The organism is Microcystis sp. LE19-84.1B, from assembly GCF_027531875.1.
GTDB lineage: Bacteria > Cyanobacteriota > Cyanobacteriia > Cyanobacteriales > Microcystaceae > Microcystis > Microcystis panniformis.
The window spans coordinates 20,863-42,919 of sequence record NZ_JAPZSR010000082.1; the positions used below are offsets into that span (position 1 = coordinate 20,863).

15 protein-coding genes and 1 rRNA gene are annotated in these 22,057 nt (G+C 43.7%); 11 read left to right on the plus strand and 5 right to left on the minus strand.

From position 1 onward, the window contains the following. The first annotated feature begins 45 nt into the window (after nucleotides 1–45). Complete coding sequence (gene lpxB, locus O9324_RS04840) at nucleotides 46–1,248, plus strand: lipid-A-disaccharide synthase (RefSeq protein WP_288139592.1); 1,203 nt, start codon at nucleotides 46–48, stop codon at nucleotides 1,246–1,248. Nucleotides 1,249–1,473: 225 nt separating this feature from the next. Here lpxB and gcvP read toward each other — a convergent pair whose 3' ends face one another. After that, entirely contained in the window at nucleotides 1,474–4,461 is a 2,988-nt protein-coding gene (gene gcvP / locus O9324_RS04845; protein WP_288139593.1) for an aminomethyl-transferring glycine dehydrogenase, read from the minus strand. A gap of 108 nt (nucleotides 4,462–4,569) precedes the next feature. Further along, the gene (locus O9324_RS04850) at nucleotides 4,570–6,195 is read right to left on the minus strand and encodes an ArnT family glycosyltransferase (protein WP_288139594.1); all 1,626 of its coding nucleotides are present in this window, start codon (nucleotides 6,193–6,195) and stop codon (nucleotides 4,570–4,572) included. A gap of 456 nt (nucleotides 6,196–6,651) precedes the next feature. Between O9324_RS04850 and O9324_RS04855 the strand changes: the two genes are divergently transcribed. Then, nucleotides 6,652–7,461 carry an aminotransferase class IV gene (locus O9324_RS04855; RefSeq protein WP_002764810.1) on the plus strand — a complete coding sequence of 270 codons (810 nt, stop codon included), beginning with the start codon at nucleotides 6,652–6,654 and terminating at the stop codon, nucleotides 7,459–7,461. Nucleotides 7,462–7,516: 55 nt separating this feature from the next. Here O9324_RS04855 and O9324_RS04860 read toward each other — a convergent pair whose 3' ends face one another. Beyond that, complete coding sequence (locus O9324_RS04860; RefSeq protein ID WP_002731888.1) at nucleotides 7,517–7,867, minus strand: single-stranded DNA-binding protein; 351 nt, start codon at nucleotides 7,865–7,867, stop codon at nucleotides 7,517–7,519. Between the two features lie 223 nt (nucleotides 7,868–8,090). On the opposite strand from O9324_RS04860, the gene O9324_RS04865 reads away from it, so the two are divergent. The 3 genes from O9324_RS04865 (at nucleotide 8,091) to mreD (ending at nucleotide 10,516) form a co-directional block, all read left to right on the plus strand. Further along, entirely contained in the window at nucleotides 8,091–9,128 is a 1,038-nt protein-coding gene (locus O9324_RS04865) for a rod shape-determining protein (protein ID WP_002764811.1), read from the plus strand. Between the two features lie 90 nt (nucleotides 9,129–9,218). Further along, nucleotides 9,219–9,968 (plus strand): rod shape-determining protein MreC, encoded by a 750-nt coding sequence (gene mreC, locus O9324_RS04870; protein WP_288139595.1) that lies wholly within the window; start codon nucleotides 9,219–9,221, stop codon nucleotides 9,966–9,968. Then, nucleotides 9,935–10,516 (plus strand): rod shape-determining protein MreD, encoded by a 582-nt coding sequence (gene mreD / locus O9324_RS04875; protein WP_288139596.1) that lies wholly within the window; start codon nucleotides 9,935–9,937, stop codon nucleotides 10,514–10,516. Before mreC ends, mreD begins: the two co-directional genes overlap by 34 nt. Here mreD and O9324_RS04880 read toward each other — a convergent pair. Continuing rightward, nucleotides 10,513–10,677 (minus strand): hypothetical protein, encoded by a 165-nt coding sequence (locus O9324_RS04880; RefSeq protein WP_288139597.1) that lies wholly within the window; start codon nucleotides 10,675–10,677, stop codon nucleotides 10,513–10,515. The genes mreD and O9324_RS04880 overlap by 4 nt on opposite strands. Before the next feature lie 29 nt (nucleotides 10,678–10,706). Between O9324_RS04880 and O9324_RS04885 the strand changes: the two genes are divergently transcribed. From O9324_RS04885 to O9324_RS04910, 6 genes are all read left to right on the plus strand, one after another. Then, entirely contained in the window at nucleotides 10,707–13,157 is a 2,451-nt protein-coding gene (locus tag O9324_RS04885) for a transglycosylase domain-containing protein (RefSeq protein WP_288139598.1), read from the plus strand. Nucleotides 13,158–13,613: 456 nt separating this feature from the next. Beyond that, nucleotides 13,614–15,374 carry a M61 family metallopeptidase gene (locus O9324_RS04890; RefSeq protein WP_288139599.1) on the plus strand — a complete coding sequence of 587 codons (1,761 nt, stop codon included), beginning with the start codon at nucleotides 13,614–13,616 and terminating at the stop codon, nucleotides 15,372–15,374. A 23-nt stretch (nucleotides 15,375–15,397) separates the two neighbouring features. Continuing rightward, nucleotides 15,398–16,324: a branched-chain amino acid transaminase gene (locus tag O9324_RS04895; RefSeq protein WP_288139600.1), complete on the plus strand. Its 927-nt coding sequence runs from the start codon at nucleotides 15,398–15,400 to the stop codon at nucleotides 16,322–16,324. A 420-nt stretch (nucleotides 16,325–16,744) separates the two neighbouring features. Beyond that, the gene (gene kaiC, locus O9324_RS04900; RefSeq protein WP_002744832.1) at nucleotides 16,745–18,265 is read left to right on the plus strand and encodes a circadian clock protein KaiC; all 1,521 of its coding nucleotides are present in this window, start codon (nucleotides 16,745–16,747) and stop codon (nucleotides 18,263–18,265) included. 73 nt (nucleotides 18,266–18,338) lie between these two features. Then, the gene (locus O9324_RS04905) at nucleotides 18,339–19,169 is read left to right on the plus strand and encodes an amino acid ABC transporter substrate-binding protein (RefSeq protein WP_287630408.1); all 831 of its coding nucleotides are present in this window, start codon (nucleotides 18,339–18,341) and stop codon (nucleotides 19,167–19,169) included. An 84-nt stretch (nucleotides 19,170–19,253) separates the two neighbouring features. Next, the gene (locus tag O9324_RS04910) at nucleotides 19,254–21,878 is read left to right on the plus strand and encodes a DNA polymerase III subunit alpha (RefSeq protein ID WP_287630409.1); all 2,625 of its coding nucleotides are present in this window, start codon (nucleotides 19,254–19,256) and stop codon (nucleotides 21,876–21,878) included. 47 nt (nucleotides 21,879–21,925) lie between these two features. Here O9324_RS04910 and rrf read toward each other — a convergent pair. Further along, nucleotides 21,926–22,043, minus strand: a 5S ribosomal RNA gene (rrf, locus tag O9324_RS04915). Nucleotides 22,044–22,057 lie beyond the last annotated feature (14 nt).

The following is a 22,057-nucleotide window of genomic DNA, read 5'->3' on the forward strand; positions in this document are numbered from 1 at the left end:
GCAATCCTATCTCCTGAAGTCTTTTATTATCAAATAATTATCCAAATGCGTATATTTATTAGTACGGGTGAGGTATCGGGTGATTTACAGGCAGCGATGCTGATTGAATCCCTTTTTAAACTAGCTAAAATTCAGGAAATTGAGTTAGAAATTTTCGCACTAGGTGGCGATCGCATGGAGATAGCTGGGGCAAAAATGTTGGGTAAAACCACTCGACTGGCTGCCATGGGATTAATTGAATCTATCCCCTTTATTTGGCCAACTTTACAACTACAAAAACGAGCAAAAGAGTTTTTTAGAGATCATCCCCCTGATATCATTATTTTAATTGATTATGTGGGGGCAAATGTGGCGATCGGTCAATCAGCTAAAAAAATTATTCCCCAAGTGCCAATAATTTATTATATTGCCCCACAGGTGTGGATTTGGTCAGAAGAAAATATCCCCTCAGCTAAACTCAGGGCCACAGCAGAAAAGTTATTTAATACGGAAAAATTAATCGCCATCACTGATAAATTATTGGCAATTTTTCCTGCCGAAGCTCGTTTTTTTGAAACAAAAGGTTTACCAGTAACTTGGGTGGGACATCCTTTAGTTGATCGTATGGCTAATGCTCCCAATCGGCAAGAAATGCGGCAAAAATGGGCAATAAAACCCGAAGAAACGGTTATCGCTTTGTTACCTGCTTCCCGTCAACAGGAGTTTAAATATCTCGTGCCGACGGTGTGCGCTGCTGCCCAAAAATTACAGGAAAAAATACCCGATATTAAGTTTTTAATTCCCGTTCCCCTAGCTTTATACGAACCAAAAATGCGAGAATTAGTCAAGGAATATGGATTAAATGCCGTGATTATGGAACGAGATCAGACTTTAGAAGCAATTGCCGCGGCAGATCTGGCTGTGGCTAAGTCTGGTACAGTTAATCTCGAAATTGCTTTATTAAATGTGCCGCAGGTGGTAGTTTACCGTTTAAGTGCAGTTACTGCTTGGATTGCCCGCAATATTATGAAGTTTTCTGTACCATTTGTCTCACCGGTAAATTTAGTTTTAATGCGAGAAATTGTTCCCGAATTATTACAAGAGGAAGCTAACCCGGAGAGAATTATGCAGGAATGTCTAGATTTATTATTAAATCAGCAACGTCGCCAAAAAATGTTAGATGAATACGCAGAAACCACAGCCGGTTTAGGAACAGTAGGAAGTTGCGATCGAGTGGCACAAGAGGTGTTTAAAATAGGCCTTTGTTAGGGTTAGGAGCCAGTCGTCAGGAGTCAGGAGATAGGAGATAGGAGATAGGAGATAGGATTCAGGATTGCTGGAGATAGGAGATAGGAGTCAGGAGACAGGAGATTATTTTTATTTATTCTCCCCACACCCCACACCCCACACCCTACACCCTACCTGCCCCCCCGATGTCGGGGGGGTTGGGGGGGGTCACACCCTACACCCAGGAAAAACTCTTTGCCGCAAACCCTACTTATAAGCGTCCATCCCCTCACAGGAACAAACCAGATTTCTGTCCCCGTAGGCATTATCAACCCGTCCCACTACCGGCCAGAATTTATAATCTTTTAGCCAAGAAAGCGGGTAAGCTGCCTGTTGACGGGAATAGGGACGACTCCAATCATCGGCAGTTAAAACTGCAGCTGTGTGGGGGGCATTTTTTAAGGGATTATCGTGGATATCCATGCTGCCATTAGCGATCGCTTGTACTTCTTGATAGATAGTTAACAAAGCTTCACAAAAACGGTCTAATTCCCCCAAAGATTCGCTTTCCGTGGGTTCCACCATCATTGTACCCGCCACAGGCCAAGAAACCGTCGGCGCGTGGAAACCGAAATCCATCAAGCGTTTTGCCACATCTTCCACCTCGATGCCGGCCTGTTTTTTCAGGGGACGTAAATCAATCACGCACTCGTGGGCAACCGTTCCCGCGCTACCCTTAAATAACACTGGATAGGCCGACTCCAGACGAAAAGCCAGATAATTAGCGTTCAAAATTGCCACTTCTGTCGCTTTTTTCAAGCCGGCTGCCCCCATCATAGCGATATACATCCAAGAAATCACCAAAATGCTGGCACTACCCCAAGGCGCGGCCGAAATTGCGCCAATTGAGTCCTGATGCTTACCGTTAGCGGTTTCTGGGGATAATTTCGCCAAAACTAGGGAAACATCGGGCAGAAAAGGCACTAAATGGGATTTTACTCCGATTGGTCCCATACCGGGTCCGCCACCACCGTGGGGAATACAGAAAGTTTTATGGAGATTCAAGTGACAGACATCAGCGCCAAAATCCGCCGGACGACATAAACCCACCTGAGCATTCATATTCGCGCCATCCATATACACTTGACCACCGTATTGATGAATCAAGGCGCAAATTTCGCTAATTCCCTGTTCAAAAACGCCGTGAGTGGAAGGATACGTCACCATCAAAGCCGCTAGATTATCCTGATGCTTCTGGGCCTTAGTTTTCAGGTCATCAATATCAATATTGCCCCGAGAATCGCAATTAACCGCCACTACTTTCATACCACACATAACGGCACTGGCAGGATTAGTCCCGTGAGCGGACTCAGGAATTAAGCAAATCTGACGATGACCTTGACCGCGACTTTCATGATAGGCTCGGATCACCTGTAAACCGGCATACTCTCCCTGAGAACCGGCGTTCGGTTGTAGGGAAATGCCATCAAACCCGGTAATTTCCCCTAACCACGTCTCTAACTGTTGAAAGAGCAGTTGATAGCCTTCTGCTTGGTCAATCGGAGCAAAAGGGTGTAATTTGCCGAATTCTGGCCAAGTTACCGGAATCATCTCCGCTACGGCATTGAGTTTCATCGTACAGGAACCGAGGGGAATCATGGAAGTATTTAAGGCTAGATCCTTTGTTTCCAGACGGTGCAGATATCTGAGTAATTCCGTTTCCGAGTGGTAACGATTGAACACCGGTTCGGTAAGATAGGCACTGGTACGGGTTAGATTAGCGGGTAATTCTAGACTAATTTTCTCGACTAATTCCGCCGTGGTAAAGGGTAATTCCTCCGTTGCGGCAAAAATTTGCCATAAATCCCACACATCCCTGAGAGTGGTGGTTTCATCGACACTAATTCCTAGATTATTCTCATCAAAATAACGCAGATTAATCTTATGGGTTTTTGCCTTCCCAAGGATGTCCTTAACTCCCGTGGATACCGTAACTTTGAGCGTATCGAAGTGCGGTTCTTTCCCCACCTGATAACCCAACTGTTTTAAGCCAGTTGCCAATAAAGCGGTTAATTTCTGCACTCTTTGGGCGATTTTCTTGATTCCTTCTGGTCCGTGATAGACCGCGTACATGGAAGCAATCACCGCTAGTAACACCTGTGCGGTACAAATATTACTGGTGGCTTTATCCCGGCGGATATGTTGTTCCCTGGTTTGCAAAGCTAAACGCAGTGCGGGTTTACCCTGACTATCCTTCGATACCCCGACAATGCGCCCCGGAATACTGCGTTTATAGACATCTTTGGTGGCAAAATAGGCGGCATGGGGACCCCCATAACCCAAGGGAACCCCAAAGCGTTGACTGCTACCCACAGCAATATCAGCCCCCAATTCGCCGGGGGGAGTCAACAGGGCTAAACTGAGAATATCGGCGGCAACGGTGACTAAAGCCCCATTTTCCTGCGCTTTGCTGATAAATTCCCGATAGTCATAAATTACGCCATCGGTGGCTGGATATTGTAATAATGCGCCAAAAATCGGCGTTTGGAAGTCAAAGAGACGATGATCCTCGATAATAATGTCAATACCTAAAGGAATCGCTCTGGTTTTAACAACTTCAATCGTTTGGGGATGGCAACTACTGGAGATAAAGAAAGCATTGGCTTTAGTTTTACACAGTCCGTAACTCATACTCATCCCTTCCGCGGCTGCTGTTCCTTCATCGAGGAGGGAAGCGTTAGCAATTTCCAGACCGGTTAAGCTAGTGATGAGAGTTTGGAAGTTTAAGAGAGCTTCTAAGCGTCCTTGGGCGATTTCCGCTTGATAGGGAGTATAGGCGGTGTACCAACCCGGATTTTCTAAGATGTTGCGGAGAATTACCGGCGGGGTGATACAGTCATGGTAGCCCAGGCCAATAAAGGAGCGAAATACCTGATTTTTCGAGGCAATCGCTTTTAATTGGGCAAGAGCGGCGTATTCACTCAAGGCAGGTGGTAGATTAAGGCTTTTTTGTAAACGAATTCCTGACGGGACAGTTTTAGCGATTAATTCCTCCACGGTAGCAACACCCAAAACCGCCAGCATTTTCTCGATTTCCGTCTCCGTCGGCCCAATATGACGGTTAACAAAGCTATCGGTACAGTCTAGCAGGTCTTGCAGGTCAGCAGGAGCGAATTCCTCGGTTTTCTCGGCCGTAATTGACCTATTTAGCATATTAATCTCGGTTTCAACAATTACAAAAGTGCTGCGTTTCATCGCTAGGGGTGATTTTAACGCAACTGGTAAAATTTTTGTAATATTTCAAGTCAGCAAGATCAAGCCTAAGCTAATTTGCTATCGAAAGTATGCACAAAATTAACCCCACTACTGCTTTGTCACCAAAAACCAACCGGAATTCGTAGATCCGATCGCCTTTAATCCTTCTAAATCAGTAGCTTCTTTGGTTTGACGATCGATAATTAGGTAAGGTTGCTTGTGACTTTGCCAGTGATTGATTAATTCTTCAGTAGCAAGGGGAAAAACCCGACGACCACTATAAAAATTTAACGAGGGGCGCTCGTAGGCAAAAGCAATATAAACAGGGTGATCGGCTGGCACATATTTCTGTACTAAACTCGCCACCGGTTTGACGGGGAAATTCTCATTTAATTCCCAGATCCACAGGGGAGAATTAACAAAAATAAACAAAGAAATAAACATTCCCCAGAGTAAAACCACGATGAATTGTTGCGAGCGCCGGGCTAACAAAATCGCCGTTGTCACCATGGTCAAGGACAGTGACAATAAGGTTAAAAGAATTAAGGGATGGAGAGGTTCAATAGCGGCAAAATTACCCGGAAAATAGGCTATTAAAGCTAATAAACCCGCCCCAACGCCGATAATACCCAGAATAATTGACCAGATTGGATTATAGGGGCGATCGATGGGAAGATTACCCACTTGCGCCAAGGCATAACCGGCCGCTAAAGCCAAGGCCGGGTAGATCGGCAGAATATACCAAGGCAACTTCGTCGCCATTACCGAAACCATGAACAGATAAACACCCGTCCAAACTAACAGTAACTTCGCCCAACTGTAGAGATATTCCTGACGAGCTAAACGTAAACCCCAAACCGAGAAAATTAACCAAGGCCAACTATATTTAAGAATTTCCAGCAGATAATACCAAAACGGTCCGCGATGATTGTCCAGATCGTCACTAACTCGCTTTAACTGTTGAACAAAAAGGGAATCGAGAAATTCCCGCTCGTAGTGCCAAAATTGGGCGGCATACCAAGCAAGAGCGGGAGTTGCTCCCAATAACCAACCCGACCAAAAATAGGCAGAAGTTAATAACCGGGGGGTATCCCAGAGCAGAAAAATCAAGCCGATACCCGCCAATAATAGCCCCATAATCCCCTTCGTCAGACAAAGGAGGGCAAATCCTAACCCCGCCCCCAGAGACCAGCGTAAATCGCGTCGTGAGCGCAGTAAACCAACAAACATCAGGATTTCAAAACATAATACCGCTCCATCCAACATGGCTAAACGGCCATGACGCACCACCGGCAAAAGAGTTAAATAAATCAAGGCCGACAGTAAAGCTGGCAAACGAGCCGGAAAAATTTCTCGACCGAGAAGGTAGAGGAGCGGCACCGATAAAGCTGTAAAAAAAGCGGGAATTAGTCTAGTATTGGCCTCATTGATGCCCCAGAAATGGTAGGTTAGACCAATTAAACTATGAATCAACGGCGGTTTATTCAGGTAGGGATCACCCCAAAGACTAGGAAATAACCAGCGCAATTGTTCCAGTGGGGTTTGGCTAATTTCCTTGGCCACCTGAGCGATTGTTGCCTCATCCCAATCCCGCAAGGGTAAATTCCCTAATCCCACTAGATAGATAATTAAGGCCGCTATTAATAATCCCAGTAAACACAGAAATTCTTTAAAATTTTCTCTCTGACGCAATTTATAACTAGAATATCCCCAGGTAAATTTTTGACGGTTCATAAGCTAGATCAGTTATCAGTAAACAGTTATCAGTAAACAGTTATCACTGGACTTATATCTAATATTATCTCAAGAATAAAATTTTGTCTATACAAGCAAATTAACCAAATAAAATAATTTTAATGTTCCCAGATTTTTTCGGTTAAATTGAATTAGCAACGACAGATAAGTAGGGAGGCACAATTATTTGTAGGATGGGTTAGCGGTAGCGTAACATAATCGGGCGTTGGGTTTCATGCTTCAACCCAACCTACGTTCATCTTATATTTAATTCCACCCACCTACTTATATATTTCAACATCGAACTATTCATTAGTACAGGGCAGCAAAGCAAGCTCTGATTGAGTTATAATTTTTGGATATGTCTAATCAACTGAAAACTCACATCTGAAAACTCACATCTGATAACTGATAACTGATAACTGATAACTGATAACTGATAACTGATAACTGATTATGTATTGGTATAATGGCGAATTAATCGAGAATGAGCGAATAAGTCTGGGTATTGATGATATTGGGCTGCTTTATGGAGCGACAATATTTACTACCCTGCGTGTCTATCAACAAAGCTTAGATCATCCCCTGACCCATTGGCAAGAACATCTCAAACGTCTGCACTCTAGTTTACAAGTTTTCCACTGGTCCGCTCCCGATTGGCGGCGAATTCGCCAAGGAGCCGAAAAATTATCCCGATTCTATCCTGTCCTGAGAATCACAATTTTTCCCGATGGTAGGGAGTGGATTAAAGGCAGATTTCTCCCCGAAGATTTAAACCTGAGACAAGAGCAAGGAATTATTGGCTGGGTAATAGATAATCCCGCTTGGCAACGGGTTTTAGGAGAGCATAAAACTGGTAATTATTTAACCCCTTGGTTAGCGTCACAAACTGCTCAAAAAAAAGGGGCAAAAGAAGCGATATTAGTTGATAGATTGGGGAATTGGTTAGAAACTAGCACGGGTAATTTATGGGGATGGAAAGATAATTGCTGGTACAGTCCCCTGCTGACTGCTGATATTTTACCTGGGATCGGGCGCTCGGCTTTGATCGGCTGGTTAAAAAAACAAAATATTTCCCTGCAAGAAAATCTCTGGACTCCTGAATTTGTCAGGACTTTACAAGCGATCGCCTATAGTAATTCCCTGGTGGAAATTATCCCTTTTAATTCTATTCTTGGCTGTAATCTAGAGATAAATACAGCTATTTATAGAGAAGTTTTACCAGATTTACAGCAATATTTTTCCAGTCAATTAGAGAATAAATAAGGGTGTGTACTAGAGGCTAACACACCCAAAATCCAGAAATAATGCAGCTCAAGCTTTAAAATTCTCGCTCGGAATTAGCCTCACTATCGCGTTTAGAACCGAGTAAATCTAATTGATCGACGAGAATCACCGGTTTAGAACGAGCTAATCCCGTGTTTTTATCATTCCAGGTATCCATTTTTAAAGACCCTTTAATCCCGATTAAACCGCCTTTTTTCACATAATTAGCGGCCACTTCCGCCGTTTTGCCCCAAATTTCCAGATCGAACCAATCCGGCTGATCGCTATTTTTAGAGCGACGATTAACCGCTAAAGTTAAAGTACATAAAACCTTACCCGACTCGAAATACTTGGTTTCTGGGTCTCTCCCCGCTCGTCCCACCAAATGAACCAGATTTACACTCATGGTCTTAAATCCTCAATTTAGTACAATAGTATGTTTATTTTAGCCCGAAACCTCGGCCTTGACCGGTGGGCAGCCAGAAAATTAGGGCAAAGACCTGCGTAAATCTGGAGAGAAAGAAGCGATAATTAACTAGACTTGAGAAACAAAACGTAATAAAATCCAAGTCGATTCGATCGAAAGTCTAGCTATAGCAACGTTGTTATCAGAACAGGAGTGAAAACAAGTGGGTTTTTTTAGAGGACTAGGCTTATCAAGGGACATAGGTATAGACTTGGGTACAGCAAACACCCTCGTCTATGTGTCAGGAAAAGGCATCGTTTTAGAGGAACCATCGGTAGTGGCGATCGATCAAGATCGTAACCCGGTCGCTGTCGGGGAGGAGGCCAAAAAAATGCTCGGTCGCACTCCAGGCCATGTCACCGCGCTGCGACCCCTGCGCGATGGGGTAATCGCCGATTTTTACAGTTGCGAGATCATGTTAGCGGAATTCATCAAACGAGCGCTCGATGGCACGATTGGCAATCCCCGCATGGTAATCGGTGTTCCCAGCGGGATTACCGGAGTAGAAAGACGCGCGGTGGTGGATGCGGCCAAAAATGCCGGCTCCCGAGAAGTGGGGTTAATTGATGAACCGGTTGCGGCAGCCTTGGGTGCCGGTTTACCCGTCTCGGAAGCGACGGGAAATATGATCATCGATATCGGTGGTGGCACCACGGAAGTGGCGATTCTCAGTCTTGATGGGACCGTGATCAGCGAATCGGTGCGCGTCGCTGGGGATGAACTCACGGAAGCAATTATCGCCTATCTGAAAAAAGTCCATAACCTGATTATCGGGGAACGTACGGCCGAAGATATTAAAATTCGCCTTGCTTCCGCTTATCCCACCCCCGGAGATGAATTTCCTCCTCTGGAAGTGCGGGGATTGCATCTCATGTCCGGTTTACCCCGCACCGTGACCATCAAAGCGGAAGAAGTGCGGGAAAGTATGGATGAGCCACTTTCCGTGATCGTTGATGCGATCAAACGTACCCTAGAAAAAACTCCCCCCGAATTAGCTGCCGATATTATCGATCGCGGCATCATGTTAGCGGGAGGAGGTGCTTTATTACGGGGACTCGATCGCCTAGTCAGTCACGAAACCGGTATCGTTACCCATGTCGCTGAAGATCCCCTGCGCTGTGTGGTCAAAGGCACGGGAGAAGTGTTAAAAAATCAGAAACTCTTTGAGCGGATCGTTAATGAAACAACTCGCAATGTCTAAAGGTCACTAGGATCGGTTAGCCGTTAGCCATCAGCAGCGGAAAAATGGACGGATTCTCACTCTACACAGTCAAGAGGTTTTTAATCGCTCATGTATTCAGCACGACGAAAATGGACACAGCAGGGATGGCGACTTTTGCTGCTCGCTGCCGCTTTGGGGGGAGCTTGGTACATTCGCACCTATCAAAGTGGGGCGATTTTAGAATTGTATGGTTTATTAACTCGTCCTTTTCAGGGAGAGGAAACTAATCTGCAAGAGCAACTTCTGGCCGATCAACGGGTGCGAGAATTACAAAATCGTTTAAGTGAAGTCGAATATCAAAATCAACAATTAAAAAAACAGCTTGGTTATTATCAAACCCAGAAAAAACCCCTGATTTCTGCCCCAATTATTGGCCGCAGCGCCGATGATTGGTGGCAACAGGTAATTATCGGTCGGGGTAGCGCCGATGGTGTGGAAGTGGGTGCTTCGGTGACGGGAATTGGGGGTTTAGTGGGACGGATTACGGAAGTTACTCCCCACACCAGCAAAGTTTTATTGGTCAGTAATTCCCAAAGTCGCATCGGAGCAACGGTGAATCGTAGTCGGGCCATGGGTTTAATTCAAGGTCAGAATTCCCAAGTCGCCACCCTGCGCTTTTTTGAAAAAGCTCCCGATGTCAAACCGGGAGATGTGGTGACAACTTCGGCTTTTAGTAGTCTTTTTTCGCCAGGGTTGCCCATCGGTCGCATAATTTCCCTTAATTTACAGGAAAATCCCGCCCCCACCGCCAAAATTGAATTTACCGCCACCGTGGACAATCTCGAATGGGTGTTCGTTCACCCGCAACTCCAGCGGTGAGAGGGGGAATTATGCTGAAATTAAGCCGTTTATCAGCCCGTTCTCGTTTTATCCTGAATATTTTAGTCACTGTCGCTTCGCTGCTTCTCTGTACCTTTCTTTCCTTAATGCGGCTACCTGGGATGGAGATTTTAGGCATCGCTCCCAACTGGTTACTGATTTGGTTGGTTAGTTGGAGTCTCAATCGCTCTTGTCTCGATAGTGTGGTGGTCGGATTAGCGATCGGCGCTATTCAAGATAGTTTAACCTCTAATTATCCTTCCCATATCATGGTTTTTGGTCTGATCGGCTTCCTCACTTCCCGTTTACACCGACAACGTTATCTCAAAGAAGAATTGATCGCCGTGGTCTTAATTGTCTTTGTTATGACTTTAATCGCCAATGGTGCGATCGCTTTTCAATACTATCTACAAGGAGGCAAAAATCTCGCCGATCTTTGGCTCGATTATCAACGCATTGGCCTCACTTCTGCTCTGCTTAGTAGTCTCTGGACTCCCCTCGTCTATTATCCTCTCCAGCAATGGTGGCGACAATTTAGCGATCTTTAGGGAAATAGGGATTTAGGGAAATAGGGAGATGGGGAAATTTCAGCTAAATTCCCCACTTCCCCACTTCCCCACTTCCCCCCCGATGTCGGGGGGGTTGGGGGGGTCACACCCCACACCCCACTTCCCCACTTCCCCACTTCCCTACTTCCCCACTTCCCCACTTCCCCACTCCCTCACCCGCTCAATTAACATGAAATACAAACAAAAACTTAGTCAATTTTTTCATAATCTTGCTAATAAATTAGAAAATTCCGAGCAACCACCTAAAGTCGATTCTATCGACTCTAAATCTGCGCCAGTTGCGGGTGAAAAGCCAGTAGAAACCGCTTCCGAAGAAAAAAAGGTTAATTTAGTCTCCCAAACCAGTAGCAAGGCTCTAGAGACGTTAAAACCCCTAAAGAACAAATTTACTACCCTGATTGATAATTCCCCCTTACCGCAATGGCGACAACATCCCCGCTTTGGCTTGTACTTGGGATTGGGATTAGGGGTGACAGGGGGCTTTTTGGGGGTAGGTTGGGGCATTTATCGCCTTGAAACCTCTTTACCGCAAAATATCGCCGATATACAAACCTATACTCGTCCTGGCACCCTAACCATTCAAGCCGCTAATGGGGAAATCCTCAAACAAAATGGCCCTAGTACCTACGAAACCGTAAAGATTGCTCAAGTTCCCCAACTGGTACAGGAGGCCTTTATCGCTAGTGAAGACCGCCGTTTTCGTGAACACGGGGGAGTGGATGGCCAGGGTATTGCTCGCGCTCTCTTTTCTAACCTGAGAGCCGGGGGAGTGGTGGAAGGAGGCAGCACCATCACCCAACAATTGGCCCGGATTGTCTTTTTATCCCAAGAAAGGAGTTTTGATCGCAAATTACGGGAAATGCGTATCGCTCAGAAAATAGAAGATAAATATACAAAAGACCAGATTTTAGAGCGTTATTTTCACCTAGTTTATCTCGGTTCCGGGGCCTACGGTCTTGCCGATGCCGCTTGGTTATATTTCAGTAAACCCGTCGATAAATTAACTCTAGCCGAAGCTGCCACCCTTGCAGGCATTGTTCCCGCTCCTAGTCTCTATTCTCCCCTCGAAAACCCTAAATCTGCCCTAGAACGGCGTAATATCGTCCTCAAAACTATGGCCGAGGTGGGATTTATTACTAACGCTCAAGCCGAACTGGCGATCGCATCTCCCCTAGGCCTTAAAACCAGTCCCCTAAAACGTCTGCAACGGCAAGCGGCCTATTTTACCGATTATGTGGAAAAAGAACTGCCGCAACTGGTTCCCGCTAAAACCCTAGAAGCGGGGGGATTGGTGGTAAAAACCACCCTTAATCCTCGTTGGCAAAGCGAAGCGGAGGAAGTGGTAGAAAGAGCGGTTTCTCGTTATGGCCAGTGGCAGAACTTCCAACAGGCGGCTTTAGTGGCAATTGACCCCAAAAATGGGCAAATTAAGGCTATGGTTGGAGGAATTGACCACGATAAGAATCAATTCAATCGGGTGACACAGGCAAAACGTCAGCCGGGATCTACTTTTAAACCTTTTGTCTATGCGACGGCGATTGCGGCGGGGAAATCCCCCTATTCTAGTTATAAAGATGCTCAGTATGTGGTGGATGGTTATAAACCGGAAAACTACGGTGATAGGTATAGCGGCCGCCAGGTGTCCATGCGCGATGCTTTGACTTCTTCCCTGAATGTGGTGGCAGTTCAGGTGTTAGTGGCTGTGGGTTGGAATCCGGTGATTAAATTAGCTCAAGATATGGGTATCCAGTCGAAACTTTTACCCACTTATTCTTTGGCTTTGGGTGCTTCGGAAGTCAATCTTTTAGAATTGACCAGTGCCTACGGGACTTTTGCTAATAATGGTGTGCATCAACCAGTTTACGGTATTAATCAGGTACTCGATCGCCATGGTAAAGTAATTTATCAAGCCAATTTTAAACCGAAAACTGCTCTCAATCAAAACACGGCAGCGACGATGACTTGGATGCTAGAGGATGTGGTTAATTCGGGAACGGGAACCCCCGCACAAATTGGTCGTCCGGTGGCAGGAAAAACCGGCACTTCTGATAAAGCTCGCGACCTTTGGTTTGTCGGTTATATTCCCCAATTAGTCACGGGAATTTGGCTCGGTAATGACAATAATCAACCCACCAATGGAGCCAGTACCATGTCCGCTTGGATGTGGCGACAATTTATGTTAGAAGCAATTAAGGATATTCCCTATCAAGGTTTCCCAGAACCGAATTTAGGCAAACGTCCAGTGACATTAAAAGCGGAACCAATTAAACCCCGACGTACCTACTTTACCCAAACTACTAACAATCGTTTAGCCAGCAGCGATGAGGGTTCCCCCACCGAAGGACCCATCCGCAGACGGCGACGGGTTCGGGTAAGTCGTGAGCAAACTATCGTTCGTTCTAATACTAGCGAACCGGGCCAACGCCGTTCTAGTCGTCGGCGTACTACCGTCGCTCCTACCAGTGCCGCTGCTCCTAGTCCTCAAAATACGGCCCCCGCAGCAGCCGAACCGATTACCGTTCCCGTCACTGTGGCAGCTCCCGAAACTCGTTCGGTTCCCCTACCGGTAACTCCTCCCCCCGATGTGGCTCCTCCCGCACCCCCAGCAGAAAGACGCTGAATCGGCAAAAAACCGTAGGATTTGCGGGGGTTACAGTTCCAAAACTGCTCGGCCAAATCTTGGAAAACCATCGGATTTTTCGCACCGCTATAATACGGCCATCCGTTGAGTATAGGCTACAACATATCAGGAGAGGCACTCCCGCAAGTGCAGTGACTCTTAAATTATTACAGATATATCAGCAGCCGTCCCCCAACGGGGGGTTTGGGTAGGGTTGATTCATGAATCAACCCGACTATCAATCAACCCGACTATCAATCAACCCGACTATCAATCAACCCTAGGGGTTTGGGGGGTTCTACCCCCCAAAGGCTTGGATTGAGTGATAAAATCGCAAGTAATACGGCCATCCGTTGAGTATAGGCTACATATCAGGAGAGGCACTCATGCAAAAGGGGGAATAAATAATCAGTTTTTAATAACCGGACTCAGTAGAATAACTAAAAAGCTTGTTTAATGCCGATGACCAGTCTTATTTCCCCCGCTACCATCTCCTCAACTCGTTTAAATCTCAGCTATCAAGTGGCTATGTCGGAACCGACTTCACACCTCTTTGAAGTCACTCTACAGATTACCGGTTGGCAAGCTCCGATTTTAAACCTAAAAATGCCTGTTTGGACTCCCGGTTCCTATCTGGTGCGGGAATACTCCCGTTTAGTCCAAGATTTTCAAGCTGTTAACCTCAACAGTCGCAAAGTTGCTAAAAATCACTGGCAGATTGACAATGGTGACAGTTCCGAAATAACGGTCAAATATCGCGTTTTTGCCCACGATTTAACCGTCAGAACCAACCATCTTGATGATACTCACGGTTACTTCAACGGGGCTGCTTTATTCTTCTATATCCCCGATTATCAAAAACATCCCCTCACCCTGACAATTATCCCCCCCCATGGCGATTGGCGCGTTACCACTGCCTTAAAATCTTTACCCGGACAGAAAAACACCTTTCAGGTTCCCGATTTTGATACCCTAGTGGACAGTCCCGTGGAAGTGGGGATTCATCAGTTATACGATTTTGTCGTCGAGGGAAAACCCCATCAATTAGCTATCTGGGGACGGGGAAACGCCAATCCTAGTCAAATTATCGCCGATACCACTAAAATTATTCAAACCGAGTCGGCTATGTTCGGTGGACTCCCCTATGATAATTATCTCTTTTTGCTACATCTTTCGGCGGCTGGTTACGGGGGACTAGAACATAAAAATTCCTGTACCCTTAACTATGCGCGTTTGGGATTGCGAGATAAGGATAAATATCATCGTTTTTTGCAATTAGTCGCCCATGAGTTCTTTCATCTCTGGAATATCAAGCGTATTCGCCCAAAAGCTTTAGAAAGCTTCGATTATGATGCAGAAAATTATACTTCTTCCCTCTGGTTTGCCGAAGGAACCACCAGTTATTACGATATGATAATCCCTCTACGGGCGGGAATATACGATAGTAAGACTTTTTTAGAGCTTTTAAGCAAGGAAATCAGCCGTTATCTCAATATACCCGGTCGTCTTGTCCAACCGCTAGGCGAATCGAGTTTCGATGCTTGGATAAAACTCTATCGACGGGATAGCAATAGTGATAATAGTCAAATTTCCTACTATCTCAAGGGGGAATTATTGTCGCTGCTTCTGGATTTACTAATTCGCACCCACACCGATAACCGTCGTTCCCTCGATGATGTTTTACGCTCGATGTGGCAACATTTCGGTAAAGAGGAGATTGGTTATACCGATGGGGAATTGCAGGCAATTCTCGAATCGGCTGCAGGGGTGGATTTAAGCGACTTCTACCAGCGTTATATCGACGGTTTGGCAGAATTACCCTTTAATCAATATCTTGAACCTTTTGGACTCTATCTGCGGGGTGTTGACAATGGGGAGACGATACCTTATCTGGGAATGCGGGTACAGAGTGAAGCGGGTAAAGAAATAATTAAATTTGTCGAGATGGGTTCCCCTTGCCAAAAAGCGGGAATTAATGCTGATGATGAATTATTGGCTATCGATGGATTGCGGGTGACGGCGGAACAGTTAAACGAAAGATTAAAAGACTACCGCGCAGGTGATATTATTCAGATAACAGTCTTTCATCTCGATGAATTGCGAACCCTTGCTGTTCCACTGGCCACCCCGCAGACGATTCGCTATGAAATTATCAGGGTAGAAAATCCTTCTAATAGCCAGAAACAAAATTTTTCTGCATGGGTAAATCCCGTTTAGTTCTTGGTTCAATCAACAAAAAAATGTCTATTACCGCCGAAATTCCTTTCCTTCCTCTCGCCTATTTTGAGAATAAATTTATCCCCTTTAGTGAGGCAAAATTATCCGTTGCTACCCACGCACTACACTACGGAACTGCCGCTTTTGGGGGTTTAAGAGGTACTCCCGACCCTAACAATCCAGGACAGATATTATTATTTAGATTAGAACGTCATTGTCAGCGTTTAAGTCAAAGTGCTAAGTTTCTTAATTACGAGATTCCTGCCGATAAAATCTATCAAATAATTATCGATTTTGTTAAAAAGAATCAGTGTAATCGACCTTTTTATATTCGTCCCCTTGTCTATAGTTCCGGGTTGGGAATTGCCCCGCGATTGCATGGTATCGAGAAGGATTTTCTGGTCTATGGTCTAGAAATGGATGATTATTTAGCAGCCGATGGGGTTAACTGTCGGATTAGTTCTTGGTATCGTCAAGAGGATAGAAGTTTCCCGTTGCGAGGTAAAATTAGCGCCGCTTATATCACTTCTGCTTTAGCAAAAACGGAAGCGGTAGAATCCGGGTTTGATGAGGCAATTTTAATGAACTCTCAGGGTAAAGTCTGTGAAGCGACGGGAATGAATATTTTTATCATCAGAAATGGTCAGCTAATTACTCCTAGTTTTGACCAAGATATTCTAGAAGGGATTACTAGAGATAGTGTTTTAACTATCGCGCGGGATTTGGGTATTCCGGTGATTGAAAGACCTGTAGATAAGACGGAGTTATTTATCGCTGATGAGGTGTTTTTAAGTGGCACTGCCGCAAAAATTACTCCGATTAAAAAGATTGAAACTTTTTCTTTACCTGATGCTAAACCGATTACTTATCAGTTAAAAGAAAAGTTAAGTTCTATCGTTCTCAATCAGGAACCAAAGTATCAAGATTGGATTACTAAAGTTCCTTTATAGTTAGAGAAATTTACTTGATTTTTCCTTGAGATACGCCATCATTTGACGCATCTCAAGGAACCCTGAAATAAACAGAATTTATCTATTTTTCGGTTTGGCTCCTTCCTGTGTTAATTGTGGCGGAGATTTACCTGCTTATACTAAATCCAGTTATTAAAAACTGATTATTTATTCTCCGTTTTGCCTTTTTCATGAGTAGAAAACGGGTTTCTCCGAGAAACCCGTTTTCTGTGCGTTACTCAACGGATTTAGTATTATCTAGTTTCCATTTATTCTTGGGTTAAGCTGTCCGGCATTTAAACTATGTCTTGGAAATTTTATTACCAATGCTGAAACTCTCAAACTAGGGATGAATTTCTGGTATCACTGGTCACTGAAATAGGTACAATAAACAGTGGCTCGTTTTCATAGAGAACTTAAATGACGCAAAATAATCCCCTAGAGTTGATTGAGAAGTTAGAAACAGGAATCCCCGGCTTTGATTTTCTTTCGGAAGGGGGATTACCGAAAGGAAGAGCAACTTTGATAGCGGGGACGGCAGGAAGTGCTAAAACGGTCTTTGCCTGTCAATTTCTCGCAGAAGGCATCAAAAATGGAGAAAATGGCGTTTTTGTCACCTTTGAGGAGCCACCCCACGCACTCAGAAAAAATATGGGTGGTTTTGGTTGGAATATCCGGCAGTGGGAGGAGAATCGTCAGTGGGCCTTTGTCGATGCTTCCCCCCAACCGGAAGAAAAGCCGATGGTGACAGGAGAATACGACCTAGGCGCATTAATCGCTCGCATTGAATTTGCTATCCGCAAAAATAAAGCTAAACGGGTGTCTATGGATTCTTTAGGCGCAATTTTTAGCCATTTAAGTGATAGCGCTCAAGTGAGAAGTGATCTTTTTCGTCTGGCAACCGCTTTGCGAGAATTGGAAGTAACAGCGATTATGACCGCAGAAAGAACCCAAGAATACGGCGAAATCAGTCGTTATGGGGTGGAGGAGTTTGTGGCCGATAATGTGGTGATTTTACGCAACGTTTTAACCGATGAGAAAAGAAGAAGGACGATCGAAATTTTAAAATATCGCGGAACCGATCACCAAAAAGGAGAATTTCCTTTTACAATTATTCCCAATAAAGGGGCCGTGATTATTCCTTTATCAGCTATTGAATTAGAACAAAAATCCTCTAATATTCGTATTACTTCTGGCAGCCTCGAACTCGATAGAATGTGTGGTGGTGGTTTCTTCCGCGATTCGGTTATTTTGGTTTCAGGAGCCACGGGAACGGGAAAAACCCTGATGGTGACAGAATTTATGGCCGGGGGAGTAACCAATGGGGAAAGATGTTTAATTTTTGCCTTCGAGGAAAGTCGCGAACAGTTATTTAGAAATGCTACCGGTTGGGGGGTGGATTATGACCGCATGGAAAAGGAAGGTAAATTAAAGGTAGTCTGTCGTTATCCCGAAACTACGGGTTTAGAAAATCATTTAATTATGATGAAGGAAATTATCGAGGAGTTTCAACCGAATCGAGTGGCAGTAGATAGTTTATCTGCTTTAGAAAGGGTTTCTAATCTGAAAGGATTTCGGGAATTTATTATCGGGTTGACTTCTTTTATTAAGCAAAAAGAGGTGGGAGGATTATTTACTTCCACCACTCCCACTTTATTAGGAGGTTCTTCAATTACAGAAGCACATATTTCTACAATTACTGATTCAATTATTCTGCTGCGTTATGTGGAAATGTACGGAGAAATGCGCCGCGGTATCACTGTTTTAAAAATGCGCGGTTCTATGCACGATAAGGATATTCGTGAGTTTTCGATCGATCATCAAGGTATGCACATTGGTCAACCTTTCCGCAATGTTACTGGAATTCTGGCCGGAACTCCTATGTACACAGCACAAACAGAAGTAGAACGTTTGAGTGGATTATTCGAGGATCGTAGTTAAAATATAGCGGCACTTGCTAATCGCACGTCGGTGGTTAGCTTTTTTCTCCCTATCTCCTTCTTGGTTTCTTGATATGTCTAAAAACTTTGGGTTGATTTTTCTAGGTCTTTTACTGATAAATAACCTACATTTATCAGTCTTAGCAGAAACAGTTTTACAAAGAATTGCTCGCACGGGAGAATTAAAAGCGGCAGCCAGAAAAGACGCTACTCCCTTTAGTTATATCGATGAGAAAACGGGACAATGGACAGGTTACGGAGTGGAATTAATGCGCTTAGTCCAACGTCGATTAGAACAAGAATTAGGTAAACCGATTACAATAAACTTTACAGAAGCGACGACTAATAATCGTTTTCAGCAAGTGGAACAGGGCCAAGTAGATTTATCCTGTAATGTGGCAACAATTACGGAAGAAAGACTAGAAAAGGTTAATTTTTCTATTCCCTATTTTATGACAGGAGCGCAATTTTTAACTAAAAGGGAAAATGTTGATAAAATAGATATTAATAACACTTTAGCGGCAGTTGCGATCGCCTATATTCCCCACACCACCACCGATAATATTATTCGTTATATCTATCCTCTGGCTAATTGGCAAGCTGTCAGCGATCGAAGTGAGGCAGTGGCAAAATTACAAAGGGGAGAAGTAAACGCAGTGGTTAGTGATGGAATTCTTCTGCTGGGGGAAATCGTTAAACAAGGACATGATCTGCGACAATTTGTGCTACTACCCCGTCAACCGATTACCACCGAACTTTATGGCTGTATTTTACCCAAAAACGATCCCGAATGGAAAAAATTTGTTGATACTGTTGTCGGCAGCAATGATAACCGGAAACTGCGAGAACAATGGTTTAATTTAGAACAAGGTTTTTTCCCCTATACGATTCTCAATCAACCCTAAAAATAGACTGTAATTGCTGAAAATTCAAAGTAAGTAAATTCTAGTTTTTTTCTTTTTCCTTGTCACTTTTTTCTGAAAAAAATTATGTCTTTTGTCGGTTTACATATTCACAGTGATTATAGCTTACTTGATGGTGCTTCCCAATTACCGTCACTAATTGATCGAGCGATCGAATTGGGACAACCAGCGATCGCTTTAACCGATCATGGAGTCATGTATGGTGCGATCGAATTAATTAAAACCTGTCGTAATCAGGGAATAAAACCAATTATTGGCAACGAAATGTATGTAGTTAATGGCGATATTGAAGTCAATCTTCGCCACCGAAAATATCATCAAGTTGTTTTAGCCAAAAACACCCAAGGCTATAAAAATCTGGTTAAATTAACTACTATTTCTAATCTGAAAGGTATTCAAGGTAAAGGCATTTTTGCTCGTCCTTGTATTAATAAAGAGTTACTCCAACAATACCACGAAGGATTAATAGTTACCAGTGCTTGCTTGGGTGGAGAGATTCCCCAAGCAATTTTAGCTAATAATAGAAAATTGGCTAAGGAAACTGCTAAATGGTATAAAAAACTTTTTGGTGATGATTTTTATTTAGAAATTCAAGACCACGGTTCTAAAGAAGATCGGATTGTTAATGTAGAAATAGTTAAAATTGCTAAAGAATTAGGAATTAAAGTAGTCGCTACTAACGATTCTCACTTTATTTCCTGTTACGATGTAGAGGCACACGATGCCTTACTTTGTATTCAAACTGGCAAGTTAATTACTGAAGACAAACGCCTCCGTTATAGCGGCACAGAATACTTAAAATCTGCTGATGAAATGCGTTTACTTTTTCGTGATCATCTGCCAGAAAATGTGATTGAAGAAGCGATTAATAATACCTTAGAAGTAGCAGAAAAAGTTGAACCCTATAACATATTTAATGAACCAAGACTCCCCAATTATCCAGTTCCTGCGGGACATACTGCTGATAGTTATGTAGAAGAAATTGCTTGGTTAGGATTACTAGAAAGATTAAAATGTCCTTCTCGTCACGAGATTGAAACTGTTTACAAAGAAAGGCTTGAATACGAATTAAAAATGTTACAGAAAATGGGATTTTCTACCTATTTTCTCGTGGTTTGGGACTATATAAAATATGCTAGAGATCATGATATTCCCGTCGGTCCAGGACGCGGTTCTGCGGCGGGTTCTTTGGTAGCATATTCTTTAAAAATAACTAATATTGATCCCGTTCATCACGGTTTATTATTTGAGCGTTTTCTCAATCCTGAACGAAAATCTATGCCTGATATTGATACGGATTTTTGTATCGAGAGACGGGATGAAATGATCCAATACGTCACGGAAAAATACGGGGAGGCTAATGTTGCCCAAATCATTACTTTTAACCGTATGACATCAAAAGCTGTCCTAAAAGATGTGGCGCGGGTGTTAGATATTCCCTACGCCGAATCGGATAAAATGGCGAAAATGATTCCCGTTTCTCGCGGTAAACCCACACCTTTAAAAGTGATGATTTCCGATGAAACTCCCGAACCAGCATTTAAAGAAAGATACGATACGGAACCCCATGTGCGTCATTGGTTAGATATGGCAATTCGTATCGAAGGTACTAACAAAACCTTCGGAGTTCATGCCGCAGGAGTCGTCATTTCTTCCCAACCTTTAGATGAAGTGGTTCCCCTCCAGAAAAATAATGATGGGGCGGTAATTACCCAATATTTTATGGAGGATTTAGAATCATTGGGATTGTTAAAAATGGACTTTTTAGGGTTAAGAAATTTAACCACTTTGAAAAAAACCGCCGATTTAATTAAACAAAATCAGGGCATAGATATCGATCTTGATCAATTGCCTTTAGATGAAAGAAAAGCCCTGCAAATTCGGGCTAAAGGGGAACATAAAAAACTACCTCCTGATATTCTCAAAACCCACGGATTACTAGAAGAAGGGGATTTAGAAGGTATTTTCCAGTTAGAATCATCGGGGATGAAACAGATCGTTAAAGAGTTAAAACCATCGGGTATTGAGGACATATCTTCAATCCTAGCACTCTATCGCCCCGGTCCTTTAGATGCGGGATTAATTCCCCTCTTTATTGGTAGAAAACACGGTAGAGAACCCATTCGTTATGATCATCCTTTATTGGAACCAATTCTTAAGGAAACCTACGCAGTTTTAGTCTATCAAGAACAGATTATGAAAATGGCGCAGGATTTAGCCGGTTATTCCCTAGGAGAAGCGGATCTATTGCGTCGAGCAATGGGTAAGAAAAAAGCCTCCGAAATGCAGAAACAAAGGGAGATGTTTATCGATGGTGCTGCTAAAAATGGTGTGGAAAAAAGAATCGCTGAAAATCTCTTTGAACAGATGGTAAATTTTGCCGAATATTGTCTGGGAGGTGAGACGTTAATTTTAACTGAGGAATACGGATTATTACCAATTGCTAAAATTGTGAGCGAAGAAATTAACTGCACTGTTTATAGTGTAGATAAAAATGGCTTTATCTATAGTCAACCAATCTCTCAATGGCACGAGCGAGGTTTACAAGAAGTCTTTGAATATACCCTAGAAAATGGGCAAACTATCCAAGCAACCAAAGATCATAAATTTATGACTAGCGATGGAGAAATGTTAGCCATAGATACAATATTTGAGCGAGGTTTAGATTTAAAATCCTCTGATTTTTCCTAAAAACCAAACCCCCCAATCTTGAGAGATTGAGGGGTGGGAAAGAATAATCCTGGCATCGAGCTATTGTCCCGGTCGGCAACCCGACAAGTATCTTGGCCACGGTGAAGTTTCACAACCGAGTTCGGGATGGAATCGGAGTGGTGCCATCACGTTAAAGACACCAGGAAGGGTAGAACCCT

Excerpts from the sequence above, each read along its gene's own strand:
- O9324_RS04885 (WP_288139598.1), top strand. The coding sequence starts at position 10,707 with ATGAAATACAAACAAAAACTTAGTCAATTTTTTCATAATCTTGCTAAT.
- O9324_RS04890 (WP_288139599.1), top strand. The coding sequence starts at position 13,614 with ATGCCGATGACCAGTCTTATTTCCCCCGCTACCATCTCCTCAACTCGT.
- O9324_RS04910 (WP_287630409.1), top strand. The coding sequence starts at position 19,254 with ATGTCTTTTGTCGGTTTACATATTCACAGTGATTATAGCTTACTTGAT.
- O9324_RS04850 (WP_288139594.1), bottom strand. The coding sequence starts at position 6,195 with ATGAACCGTCAAAAATTTACCTGGGGATATTCTAGTTATAAATTGCGT.
- O9324_RS04860 (WP_002731888.1), bottom strand. The coding sequence starts at position 7,867 with ATGAGTGTAAATCTGGTTCATTTGGTGGGACGAGCGGGGAGAGACCCA.
- O9324_RS04895 (WP_288139600.1), top strand. The coding sequence starts at position 15,398 with ATGTCTATTACCGCCGAAATTCCTTTCCTTCCTCTCGCCTATTTTGAG.
- O9324_RS04855 (WP_002764810.1), top strand. The coding sequence starts at position 6,652 with ATGTATTGGTATAATGGCGAATTAATCGAGAATGAGCGAATAAGTCTG.
- kaiC (WP_002744832.1), top strand. The coding sequence starts at position 16,745 with ATGACGCAAAATAATCCCCTAGAGTTGATTGAGAAGTTAGAAACAGGA.
- lpxB (WP_288139592.1), top strand. The coding sequence starts at position 46 with ATGCGTATATTTATTAGTACGGGTGAGGTATCGGGTGATTTACAGGCA.
- gcvP (WP_288139593.1), bottom strand. The coding sequence starts at position 4,461 with ATGAAACGCAGCACTTTTGTAATTGTTGAAACCGAGATTAATATGCTA.
- O9324_RS04905 (WP_287630408.1), top strand. The coding sequence starts at position 18,339 with ATGTCTAAAAACTTTGGGTTGATTTTTCTAGGTCTTTTACTGATAAAT.
- mreD (WP_288139596.1), top strand. The coding sequence starts at position 9,935 with ATGGGTGTTCGTTCACCCGCAACTCCAGCGGTGAGAGGGGGAATTATG.
- mreC (WP_288139595.1), top strand. The coding sequence starts at position 9,219 with ATGTATTCAGCACGACGAAAATGGACACAGCAGGGATGGCGACTTTTG.